Source organism: Collinsella sp. BA40 (assembly GCF_008014645.1).
Taxonomy (GTDB): domain Bacteria; phylum Actinomycetota; class Coriobacteriia; order Coriobacteriales; family Coriobacteriaceae; genus Collinsella.
This window is the reverse complement of record NZ_VOWY01000007.1, coordinates 107,350-119,202: the sequence shown is the minus strand read 5'-3', so window position 1 is coordinate 119,202 and position 11,853 is coordinate 107,350. Positions and strand designations below refer to the sequence as shown.

The following is an 11,853-nucleotide window of genomic DNA, read 5'->3' as shown; positions in this document are numbered from 1 at the left end:
GGCGCAGTGGTATTCTTAAAAAGTGGAAATTTCAAAGCATAGCAGAGCAGTAACGTTGGAGGAAGAGCATGTTTCGTATCGGAGAGCACGTTATCCACCCGGGCCAGGGCGTTTGCACCGTCATGGGTTTCGAGGAAACACCTGCACCCATGATCGTACTCGAGGCCAAGAGCGGCCACGCCAAGACACGCATGATGTATCCCGTGGCCATGCAGGATCGCCTGCACAGCTGCATCTCGCGCGAGCTCGCCCAAGACCTTATAGACAACTACGATGCCATCGAGTGCGACCCCTTTACCGAGCGCAACAGCTCGCTCGAAGAAAGCTATTTCAAGCAGCAGCTCAAGCACGGTGCCCCCGAAACGGTCCGCGTGGCCAAGACGATGCGCCGGCGCATCCACGACGCGCAAGCGCACGATAAGAAGCCCAACAGCTATTACGCGCGCGTGCTCAAAGAAGCGCACCGCCGCGCGCTCGAGGAGCTCTCGGTGGCCATCGGCTGCTCCGAAGAAGAAATCGAAACCCGCATGGTCGATGCGTTCGACCAGTTCGCACCCTCGCTCAACTAGCCTGTACGGAGCGCGCAGCCCCTACACGCTCCCCTTACGCCTCCCGGCATCGCCTTGCTCCGTATATGCGATGCCGGGAGGCTTCTTGTTGCCGCGACGCGCCATGAGAAAGGGGGCCGGACATACCGTCCGACCCCCTCTCGGTGCCCTGGAAAGCCGTGCGCTTCCCTAGCACATGGTCGATATCCGCAACGACTACTTGAAGTCCTCGCCGAGCATCTTGCTGTACAGAGCGCTCGTCAGGAAGCGGTAATCGTCCTGCTGGTGCGTCTTGTTGGTCAGCGTGTTGGCGAAGATCGTCATGTTCATGCCGTTCTCGGCGTAATCGAAGGCCTGCGTGGAGCCCTTGTACTCGGCCTGGACCTCAGGCGGCATCCAACCCTCGACGAACTTCTCGTCGGTGATCTTCAGCAGCTCGACGGCACCCTCGGGAAGCTTGTTGATGTGGGAGCCACCATAGAAGTACACAAGGTCGTCGCCCTCACCGCGATACGTGGCGGTGGTCATGCTGTCCTGGTCGACGTACTCGACGGTGGTCAGGGCGTCGTGTCCCCGGCCCTCGTAGAAGTCGAGGTCGAGACCGATCTGCTCCTTGACGGAAGCCATGGCGCCGGAGGTGTAGCCAACGTAGGGCTTGCCCTCCTTGACGAGCTTGGCGGCCTCGTCGGACAGACCCTGGTTACCAACGATGATATCGGCTTCCTCGGGGCTGCTCACCAGCGTGAAGCCCATCTGCTCGGTCAGAGCGAAGCGATCCCAGTTGTAATCGGTGTTCAGGCGGTTGTTGTAGTTCTTAAGACCGAAGGGCTTGCCCTCACGGTTGCTCATGAACTCGCTATAGCCGAGCGGGACGTAGATCTTGATGTCGCTCTTGATGGTCTTGGCCTTGGGAGCCTCGGCGGACTTGTGGGCATCGAGCACGAACTCTTCGGAAACCTTGCCGAAGTCCGCTTCCGCCACCAGGTAATCGCCCTTGAACTCGCCCTCGGTGATGAGGCCGACCTTGACGTCGGCGCCCAGGAGCGCATTGACGGCGCGGATGGCCTCGACGCCGCTGTTCTCGATGCGGACGTACTTGCCCTCGCCGTCGACGGCGGTCTTAAGGCCGAGGTCGCCGGTAACGGCCTCGAGCTTGGCGTTGTCGAGCGCACCCTTGGTGGTGACGATCTCGACGTCGAAGCCGCGCTGGTCGGGGAAGTTGGTGACGGGCTCGGAGTACATGTCGGTCCAGTTCTCCACAACCATGTTCTTGTAGAGAGCCGCGTTAGCCATGTTGCGCTTGGCCTGGTGCATGTCGACGATCAGGTCGCCGGCCTTGAAGGTCTTGTCGCCGACGGTGAGATCCTCGGTGAGGCGCTGAACCTTGACGTCGTTGCGCAGCAGGTAGGTGACCATCTCGTTGACGGCGGCGCGATCCTGCTGGACGCCAGCACCGGTGGGGATGGCGTAGAACTCGGGGAAGAAGTTGTTGTTCTCCTCGTAGCGCGGACGGAAGACCTCGGCGTCGGCGCCGATCTCGTCAGACTGGCTCACGTACCAGGGACGAATGTCATCGGAGTCGAAGTTGTTGATACCGCGCTCGTAACGCTCGAGCTGGTTCATGAACATCTCGTCCTTGTTGTTGGCCACGAACTCGGCGTTGCCAACGAAGCCGTACTTGGTGGCGGTGACGGCGTCCTCGTTGGCGTAGGGCAGCTCGACCGTGTAGGCGTTCACGCCGTGGAGCATGGCGTACTGCGGGGTGTAGCTCGAGGACATGTCGTCGAACGGCTCCCAGTGGCGGTTGCCCTCTTCATCGATGGAGAGGTAGTCGCGCATGGGCATCTGGGAGGAGTTGATCGACTCGTTGTTCGAGATCGACGCGGCCTGGAAGGCCTCGCCCTGACGCAGGGCGGTGTCGATGAACAGGTCGTACTCGTTGTTCGGGTCATGCGTGGGCGAGCAGGGCTCGACCTGGTACTGGGTGTAGTAGCCGTGGATCTCGTGGAAGGAGATCGGGTTCCAGGTAGCGATGAGGTGGGTCATCGCCCGGGTCTCGGGCTGGGTCTGATAGGTGTTATCGCGGTTCAGATCCAAACCGTTGCCGCCGGTGCGGAGGTTATCATGGCGACCGTCGGGGTTCTCGGAGGGAACCAGGATGAAGAAGACGTCGTCCAAGAGCTTGGAGGGATCGAGCTCGCGAGAATCGACGTTGTAGTACTTCGCGAACTCCTCCTCGGTCATGTCGACGGCGGCGTGCGCGCCGGCGCCCGAGGCGTTCTTGCTGCCCTCGCCCTGGATGTAGCCGACGCCGGTGACGTCGTCCTTGATGAGCTCGGACCAGACGCGGCCGTCCTCCTTCATCTCCTTCTTGAGGGTCTCCTTACCGGTCTCGGTCAGGCTCTCGATGGTATCGAACGCGATGGGCTTGTTCTTCACGAGCGCCTCGGCGAACTCCAGGACGCCGTCGGAACCAATGATCTCGTCGGCATGGACGTTGGAGTACATGATCGGGACCTTGTACTGGAGCGTACCGGCCTCGACCTGCTCCTGCAGCTCGCCGGGGGTCGTCTCCATCTGCTCGGTCAGCGCCTGGTAATCAGTGAGGTCGGAAGCCTTCTTGGACACGAAGAGGGCCTGGATGTCGCGACCGCGGGCAGACTTGCCGATGGTCTTGAGCTCGGCGTGCAGGCCGTTCTTCTTAGCCTCCTCGACGAGGCGGGGCAGTTCGGCGTCGATCTCTTCCTGGGTGCGATAGGACTCGTAGGCGCGCATGTTGAGCTGCGTGGAGCCGGCTGCCTTATCGTTCACCTTGGCGGTAAGATCGTACAGGCCGGTGTAGTCCAGCATGGAGTTGCGCAGGTACGCGCGGTCGCGGCCGTCGATGCCGTCGACGCCGTAGAACATCTCGGTGTTGAAGCGGACGAGCAGCGCGGGCTTGCCGTCGACCTTGGTGGCCTCGGTGCGAACGCCGGTGAAGAAGCTCTGGGCGTCCTGCCACTTGGTCTTGAACGTCTTCCAGGCGTCGAGCCTGCCGCCCAGCCACTGATACGGGAAGTCCTTGATATCGCGGATGCCCTTCTCGCGGGTGAGGGTCCACTCGACCTTGCCGCCGTCGACGGCCTTCTCGAGGTCCTCATAGGAGACCCCCTCGACCGGAACGGTGATGCTGTAGGCGCCGCGACGCGTCATGGAGATGACCTTGGCGTCGGGGTTGGCGTTGAGCATCTCGTCGACGTTGACCTGCAGACGATGCAGGAAGGCGGCCATATCCTGGCGGAAGCCGGGGGTCATGCCGCGGAACGTCTTGTCCTTATAGCCGGTGGAGATGCCCTCGGAGCTGAGCCACATGATCTCGCGGGCGTGATCGGAGTCGGCGTTGACATCCGTGAAGACGTCGTAGGACTCGGGCGTGAACTTCTTGGCATCCTTATCGCCCAGATAGGTGGCGAGACGGTTCAGGAACGCCGCCATATCCTGGCGGTAGACCTTCTCCTCGGGACGGAAGGTCCCATCAGGATAGCCGGTGGAGATACCGGTGCTTGCGAGCCACCAGATCTCGTTCGCGTGCGGCGTGGCCTCGGTAACATCGGAGAACGCGGCCTTCTGGTCCTCGGTGGGCGTGAAAACGGGCTCGCCCGCGATGCGATACAGGAAGGCGGCCATATCCTGGCGATAGACCATCTCCATGGGACGGAAGCTGCCATCGGGGTAGCCCTTGGTGATACCGGTGCCCGCCAGCCACGAGATGTGCTCATGGTGATCGGTGTTGACCGTCACGTCGGGGAAGGTGGGCAGCGCCCATGCGAAATTGGTAAAAGCGGGGGCGACGGTCAGGGCGGCGGTAATCGCGGCCGTACCGACGATCGCTCCAAATGCGTTCTTCTTCATCTCTTTCCAATCTGTTCCTAGGGTGGGGGTGATTTTGTGTGTAGGAATGATTGTCCTCGCAGGCAAGAACACGCTAGCTATAATCTGTCAAATGTCGATCGTCGCCACGCTTGTTCGCATTGATTCTCGCCGGTCGTAAGCTACCAACAAACATCGGCGTGAATCATGCGGCGGTCGGCCGGAAACAGATTTCGCGAGAACACGATCGAAGATCGATCGCTATTTCCTACGCACCTCTCGTTTTGCCTCCTGCACACCACTCCTTTCACACGCCCAAGGCATCGGCTTGCCCCGTCCGCTCGATTCAACTCCATCCGGCACGATGATCCGGCTCCTATGCGTTGGGGACGCGCTCGCATGCATTGGACTCAATTGGCCTTGCGACTTCATTATCGACCGTTTGACCGAGTTTCCTAACCCCGCTCGGCGAACGTACGGTTTCGTTCGTTATACGGAAATCTTCCTATTTTTTGCATTTTGATGATGGCAATGGGGCACAACCGTCCACGGTCGATCGTAGCCGTTCTCGAAAATCTCCTGTTAACATAGGTAAACAATAGCCGTTGCTCGATTCGTTCATCATCGTGTAACCCTTTCGCGCTACCCTTTCCTTGATTCATACGCTTGAATGAAAGGAGCCATCATGGGCGAAGCCTTGAACGCCGGCATGACGCGCGATGCAGCCTTTGCACTGCTCGGGGAACACAACAAAGATCCGTTCCACATCGAGCACGCCGAGACGGTCGAGCAGACGATGCGCTACTTCGCACGCGAGTACGACCCCGAGAACGAGGAGTTCTGGGGCATCGTCGGCCTGCTGCACGACCTCGACTGGGAAGAGCACGACGACGATCCCATGAACCACACCATCTACGCCGCCAAGGACATCGAGGCCGCCGGCGGCAGCGCCGAGCTCATCCGCGCCATCCAGACGCACACGAGCGACTTCAACACCGCGCTGCCCAAGCCCGAGCTCATGATGGAGAAGATCCTGTTCGCCACCGAGGAGCTCACGGGCCTCATCGGCGCCGCCGTGGTGATGCGCCCCTCCAAGAGCGTGATGGACTTCAACGTGAAGTCGCTCAAGAAGAAGTTCAAGGACAAGCGCTTCGCCGCCGGCGTATCGCGCGACGTCATCCGCTCCGGCGCCGAGATGCTGGGCTGGGAGCTGGACGACCTGTTCGCCCGCACCATCGAGGCCATGCAGTCCTTCGCCCCCGACCGCGACACCTTCCCCTCGAATTAGGGACAGGCACTTTTCTGAGCAGGCACCTCTCAGATTAGGGACAGGCACTTTTCTGAGCAGGCACGTTTCCGAGCATTTTCGTCTCGGAAACGTGCCCGTCCTCTGAAAGGTGCCTGTCCCCTTTCTGAGAGCTGAAGGCCCCGCGGTACAGCAGAAGGGCTCGGACGAGATGGTCCGAGCCCTTCTTGCATGCGCGGTCGCCTCTACGCGGCAGCCGTTATGCCTTGTAGTCGTCGCCCAGCATCTTGCTGAACAGGGCGCCGCTCAGGAAGCGGTAGTCATCCTGCTGATGGCCCTTGTTGGTAAGGGTGTTGGCGAAGATCGTCATGTCCATACCGTTCTGGGCGTAATCGAATGCCTGGATGGTGCCCTTGTACTTGGCGATGTGCTCGCCGCTCATGAAGCCCTCGATGGGGTCGGCGCTGGTGGTCTTCATGATCACGCGCGCGCCCTCGGGCACGGCCGTGATAAAGCTGCCGCCGTAACCGTATACCAGGTCGTCGCCCTCGCCCACATAGGTGGCGGTCGCCAGGCTCTGCTCGGGGTACTCCACCGTGGTCAGCGCGTCGTACATCATATCGGCCTCGTCGTTGTACTCGAGCCCCAGGCCCATCTGGGCCACGGACTCAAGCGCGCCCAGGGTGTAGCCGACGTAGGGCTTTCCCTTGGCGACCGCGGCGATCTCGTCCTCGGACAGACCCTGGTTGCCCACGATGACGTCGGCTTCCTCGGCGCTATCCACGACCGTGAAGCCCATCTGGTTACCGAGCGCGAACCTATCCCAGTTGAGCTCGGTGTTGTGGCGGTTCTCGAAGTTCTTCACGCCGAACTCGTTGCCGGCGGCGTCGGTAAGGAATTCGGGCGCGGCGCCGGGAATGTAGACCTTGATGTCGTTCTTGATCACCTTGGCGGCGGGAACGTCGTCGGTCTTATGCGCATCGAGCACGAACTTGTCCTGGATCGAACCGAAGTCCTTCGCGGACAGCACGTAATCGCCCGCGAACTCGCCCTCGGTTACCAGACCGACGGTCTTGCCATCGGCGAGCAGGGCGTTGACGGCGCGAATGGACTCGACGCCGCTGTTCTCGAGACGAACGGTTTCACCCTCGCCATCGACGACGGTCTTGAGCTCGATGCCCTTGTCGACCTCGTCGAGGGAGGCGTCGGCGAAGGCGCCCGGCGTGGTGATGATGTCCATGTCGAAGCCGCGCTGATCGGGGAAGTTGGTCACGGGCTCGGAGTACAGCGAATCCCAGCCGCTGATGACCATGTTCTTATACAGGGCGGCGTTGGCCATGTTGCGCTTCGCCTGGTGCATATCGACCACCAGGTCGCCCTTGGCATAGCTCTTATCGCCAAACGAGAAGTCCTCGGCGAGCTGTTTGACCTTCACATCGTTGCGCAGCAGGTAGTCGACCATCTCGCCCACGGCGGCGCGGTCGTGCTGGCCCTCGACGGACGTGGGGATCACGTAGTACTCGGGGAAGAAGCTGCCGTTCTCCGCATAGCGGGGACGGAAGACCTCTGCCTCAGCACCCAGGACGTCGTGCTGGTCCACGTAGTAGGGACGCATCTCCTCGGGATCGATGTTCTTGATGCCGCGCTCGTAGCGCTCGAGGAGGTTGAGGAACATCTGATCCTTGTTCTTGGAAATATAGTCGGCATTGCCGATGAAGCCGTACTTGGTAGCCGTCACGGCATCCTCATGACCGTAGGGCAGCTCGACCGTGTAGGCGTTCACGCCGTGGAGCATGGCGTACTGCGGGGTGTAGCTCGAGGACATGTCGTCGAACGGACTCCAATTGAGGGTGCCGTCCTCATCACGGGCCAGGTAGTCGCGCAAGGGGATCTGGACGGCGTTGATGGTCTCGTTGTTGGAGATGGAAGCCGCGGCGAACGCCTCGCCCTGTCCCATGGCGGTATCGATGAACAGGTCGTACTCGTTGTTGGGGTCGTGCGTGGGCGAGCAGGGCTCGACCTGGTACTGGGTGTAGTACCCGTGGATCTCATGCAGGGAGATGGGGTTCCACTTGGCGATCATGGCGGTCATGGCCTGGGTCTCGGGCTGCGTCTGGTAGGTGTTATCGCGGTTGAGGTCGAAGCCGTTTCCGCCGGTGCGCATGGTGATGGCGCGACCATCGGGGTTCTCGGTGGGCACCAGGATGAAGAACATGTCGTCGAGCGCCTTCTCGACGTCGAAGGTGCGATCCTCGAGGTTGTAGTAGCTCTGGAACTCATCGTCGGTCATATCGACGGTATGGTGCGGGTTCTCCTCGGTGTCCGTGGGGTTCTTGGCGCCGTTGCCCTGGATATAGCCCACGCCGGTCGCCTGGTCCTTGATGATCTCGGACCACACGGTGCCGTCCTGCTCCATCTCGCTCGAAAGCGTCGCCTTGCCGTGATCGGTCAGGCTCGCCACGGTACGGTAATCGACCGGTTTGTTGGCGGCGAGCAGGCGCAGGAACTCCATCACGCTGTCGGTACCGATGATCTCGTCGGAATGGATGTTGCTGTATACGACGGGCACCTTGTACTCGAGCTCGCCCGCCTCGACCTGCTTCTGCAGCTCCTCGGGAGCGGCTTCCATCTTGTCGGTCATCTCGAGGTAGGTATCCAGGTCGGCCTCGGACTTCGCGACGAAGACCGCGTTGATATCGCGGCCCTGGGCGGACTCGCCGATCTTCTCGACCTTTGCGAACAGCCCGTTCTCGTTTGCCTGCTTCACCAGCTCGGGAAGTTCGGCGTCGACCTCCTCCTGCGTGCGGAAGGTGTCATAGGGACGGAAGTCGACCTCGGCCGTACCGGCTTCCTTGCCATCGATCGTGCACGACAGCTCATAGGTGCCGGTGTAGTCCAGCAGCGAGTCGTTCATGAGGTCGCCCTCGCGGCCATCGAAGCCGTCATAGCCGTAGAACATGCCGGAATCGAAGGTGAGCTTGAGCGCCGTCTTGCCATCGACCTCGGTGGGCTCGTTCTTGATGTTGGTGAAGAACTCGGTCGAAGGCTGGATCTCGGTCGCGACCGTCTTCCACTCGGACAGCGCGCCGCCCTTGTACTGGTACGGGAACTGCTCGGTGTCGCGCGGCAGCTCCTCGCGCTGCAGCGTCCATTCGACCTTGCCCGCGTCGATAAGGGCCGCCAGGTCGTCGGCCGACTTGCCCGAGACGGGTACCGTCGCCTCGAACGAACGCGCCTCGAGCATCGTGATGTTGTCGGGCGCGGATGCGTCCACGCCCTCGGTTACGTTTTGGAAGGTGACGGCCGGAACCGATCCGCCCGCGCATCCCCCCAGGGTCAAGGCGAGCGCCAACCCCGCCGTCGTCGCGAGAACGGTATGCTTCCTATTCATCTCGCAAACTCCTTTCCTACATGCCATTCCATCCAACGAGTACAGCCAAAACTGCGCATTCCCCCCCTTTTCACGAAGCGCCGCACGCGATATCGGCCAAAATCGGCACAAAAAAATGAGCCGGGCGACAGTTCGCCGGTCCATCAACCCGATCGGGTCCGCCCGCGTGCGAGCGCAAATTGTTCGGTACCGCCATCATGCCGTTCCCCACGCGCGACGTCGTGTGCCGTTCGCCGAACGACACGCTGGCATCGGCGAACGGAAAAGGCGCTTGAAATGCTATTTTTCCTATTTCAGAGGGGGGGGGTTGAACCACCCTGCCCACCAGATCGCTCAGATTAGGGACAGGCACTTTTCTGAGAGGCGAGGGTGGCGCCAGCGAGCAAAAACCTCAGATTAGGGACAGGCACTTTTCTGAGAGGTGGACCGGGGGTTGTGGATGAAAAGGCGGCCGCGCCCGCGCGCGCGATAACGTGCTAATGTGGGAAGCCTGTCCAGAGTTGCACGAACTCGGAACGCACATCCACACGCGACATGGAACAGGAGCTGCAATGCCACGAGCGCCGCGACAACGATCGGAAACCGGCTATTACCACGTGACCCTGAGGGGCAACGGAAAGCAGAACTTGTTCGAGACCGATACGGACCGGACGGCGTTGTTGGATGCCGTCCGGTCTTCTTTTACATGCCGCGAGATCTCGCTTATCGCGTGGTGCCTGATGAGCAACCACATACATCTCGTCATCGACGACCCCCACGACCATATAAGCGAAGCACTTCACCGGGTGACGACGACATATGCGGCGCACTTCAACCACGAGACCGGCCACACGGGGCACGTGTTCGAAGGGCGTTACCGAAGCGTTCCCATCCGCGATGACAAGCAGCTGCTTGCCGCGGTGCGCTACGTTCATGATAATCCGCTCCGAGGCATGGGCATCTCCCCCGGCCGCTACCCTTGGTGCAGCTATTCGGAATACGCTTCCGGCGCGTCGACGTACGCCGACATCGACAGCCTGCTCGACATGCTCGGAGGCGTGCAGGGGTTCACAGCATTTTCATTGCAAGAGGATCCGGAACCGTACCGCCCCGCCTTTCGAAAATACGCCGACGCCGACGAGCGCGAGCAGGTGGCGCGCAGCGTCTTCAACGCATTCGGATGTACAGCCACGAGCATAAAGGAGCTGCCGAAGGAAACGAGAGACCGCGTCCTTAGCGCCCTGTGCGACGGCGGCATTTCGATCGCCCACGTTCAGCGACTCACCGGCATCGGGGAATGGACGATCCGCAAGGCCGTCGGCCGAATCGCGCGACGCTCAAGCAACCGCACCTCCCAATAGGCCTCTCAGATTAGTGCCTGTCCCTAATCTGAGAGCGCGCGCCGCCTCTCAGATTGGTGCCTGTCCCTAATCCGAGAGGGGTTAGGGGCGGACTTGGCCGGTGCCGCGGATGACGTACTTGTAGCTGGTAAGGGCCTCGGCGGCGAAGGGGCCGCGGGCATGGAGCTTCTGGGTGGAGATGCCGATCTCGGCGCCCAGACCGAACTCGGCGCCATCGGTGAAGCGGGTGCTCGCGTTGGCATAGACCGAGCTGGCGTCGACCTCGTGCAGGAAACGCTCGATGGCGGCCTTGTTCTTGGCCACGATGGCCTCGGAATGCCCGGTGCCGTAGCGGGCGATGTGCTCGAGCGCCTCGTCCTCGCCGCTCACGCACTTCACCGCGAGCTCCATGGCGAGGTACTCGCGAGCCCAGTCCTCATCGGTCGCATCGACGAAGTTGACGATGTCCGCCAAATCGCGCGTGCGCTCGTCGCCATGGACCAGAACGCCCGCGGCATCGAGCTCCGACAGCATCTCGGGCAGGAACTCGTCGGCGATCGCCTCGTCGACCAGCAGCGTCTCGGCGGCGTTGCACACGCCCACGCGCTGCGTCTTGGCGTTCATCACGATGGCGCGCGCCTTGGTGAAATCGGCGGATTCATGCACGTAGATATGGCAGTTGCCGGTGCCCGTCTCGATGACGGGGACCTTCGCGTTCTCGACGCAGTGGCGGATGAGCCCGGCGCCACCGCGCGGGATGAGCACGTCGACCACGCCGCGCAGGCTCATCAGCACGTCGGCGGCCGCACGGTCGGTCGTCTCGACGATGCTCACGCAGTCGCGCGAGAACCCGCAGGCCTCGACGGCGTCGGCGAGCACGTGCGCGATGGCGACGCAGGAGTTCTGCGCCAGCGAGCCGCCGCGCAGCACGCATGCGTTGCCCGTGCGGATGCAGATGCCCGCGGCGTCCGCCGTCACATTGGGGCGAGCCTCGTACACCATGGCAACCAGGCCCAGCGGCACGCTCACCTTCTGCAGCTTGAGGCCGCAGTCAATCGTGCGACGCTCGATCACGCGGCCCACCGGATCGGGCAGGTCGGCCAGCGCGTCCAGGCCCTCGGCCATAGCCTCGATCCGCAGCGGCGTTAGCAGCAGGCGGTCCAGCAGGCCGTCGGCGGTACCCGCCTCGACAGCCGCTGTCATGTCCTGCTCGTTCGCGCGGATGATAGCGCCGGCATGCTCGCGCAGACCGGCCGCCATCGCCCGAACAGCAGCCTGGCGTTCCTCGTTCGATGCGAAGCCAAGCTCCTTGGAGGCAGCCTTAGCCGCGCTCGCGAGCGTCTCTACATATGCAGCGATGTTATCCGCCATACCCTGGCTCCTCTCGCAGAAAATACTGTCAACATGGTACTCGAATCGCGCGCGAGAACACAGGTGCTTCGACCAGCGCGCGCGATCGACCCCGAATCTCTATGCACACCGTCGCGCAGCCCGCACATG

Annotated in this window: 6 protein-coding genes; 3 read left to right on the top strand and 3 right to left on the bottom strand. The window is 61.8% G+C overall.

Features of this window, described 5'->3' with window-relative positions; translation table 11 throughout:
• Positions 1-68 precede the first annotated feature (68 nt).
• Positions 69-569: a CarD family transcriptional regulator gene (locus E4J93_RS03035; protein WP_147588007.1), complete on the top strand. Its 501-nt coding sequence runs from the start codon at positions 69-71 to the stop codon at positions 567-569.
• Positions 570-764: 195 nt separating this feature from the next.
• Here E4J93_RS03035 and E4J93_RS03030 read toward each other — a convergent pair whose 3' ends face one another.
• Positions 765-4,439: an S-layer homology domain-containing protein gene (locus E4J93_RS03030; RefSeq protein ID WP_147588006.1), complete on the bottom strand. Its 3,675-nt coding sequence runs from the start codon at positions 4,437-4,439 to the stop codon at positions 765-767.
• Positions 4,440-5,082: 643 nt separating this feature from the next.
• Between E4J93_RS03030 and E4J93_RS03025 the strand changes: the two genes are divergently transcribed.
• Positions 5,083-5,685 (top strand): HD domain-containing protein, encoded by a 603-nt coding sequence (locus tag E4J93_RS03025; RefSeq protein WP_147588005.1) that lies wholly within the window; start codon positions 5,083-5,085, stop codon positions 5,683-5,685.
• A 217-nt stretch (positions 5,686-5,902) separates the two neighbouring features.
• On the opposite strand, the gene E4J93_RS03020 is transcribed toward E4J93_RS03025, so the two are convergent.
• Positions 5,903-9,034, bottom strand: coding sequence for a M14 family metallopeptidase (locus E4J93_RS03020; protein ID WP_147588004.1), 3,132 nt, complete (start codon positions 9,032-9,034; stop codon positions 5,903-5,905).
• A gap of 479 nt (positions 9,035-9,513) precedes the next feature.
• Here E4J93_RS03020 and E4J93_RS03015 point away from each other — a divergent pair, with 479 nt between their 5' ends.
• A complete protein-coding gene (locus E4J93_RS03015) occupies positions 9,514-10,374 on the top strand; it encodes a transposase (RefSeq protein WP_147588003.1) in 861 nt (286 codons plus the stop codon).
• A gap of 81 nt (positions 10,375-10,455) precedes the next feature.
• Here E4J93_RS03015 and E4J93_RS03010 read toward each other — a convergent pair whose 3' ends face one another.
• Positions 10,456-11,724: a glutamate-5-semialdehyde dehydrogenase gene (locus E4J93_RS03010; RefSeq protein ID WP_147588002.1), complete on the bottom strand. Its 1,269-nt coding sequence runs from the start codon at positions 11,722-11,724 to the stop codon at positions 10,456-10,458.
• Between the last annotated feature and the right edge of the window lie 129 nt (positions 11,725-11,853).

What these genes read in the sequence shown, in the direction of transcription:
- E4J93_RS03035 (WP_147588007.1), top strand. Translation starts at nt 69, where the DNA reads ATGTTTCGTATCGGAGAGCACGTTATCCACCCGGGCCAGGGCGTTTGC.
- E4J93_RS03030 (WP_147588006.1), bottom strand. Translation starts at nt 4,439, where the DNA reads ATGAAGAAGAACGCATTTGGAGCGATCGTCGGTACGGCCGCGATTACC.
- E4J93_RS03025 (WP_147588005.1), top strand. Translation starts at nt 5,083, where the DNA reads ATGGGCGAAGCCTTGAACGCCGGCATGACGCGCGATGCAGCCTTTGCA.
- E4J93_RS03020 (WP_147588004.1), bottom strand. Translation starts at nt 9,034, where the DNA reads ATGAATAGGAAGCATACCGTTCTCGCGACGACGGCGGGGTTGGCGCTC.
- E4J93_RS03015 (WP_147588003.1), top strand. Translation starts at nt 9,514, where the DNA reads ATGTGGGAAGCCTGTCCAGAGTTGCACGAACTCGGAACGCACATCCAC.
- E4J93_RS03010 (WP_147588002.1), bottom strand. Translation starts at nt 11,724, where the DNA reads ATGGCGGATAACATCGCTGCATATGTAGAGACGCTCGCGAGCGCGGCT.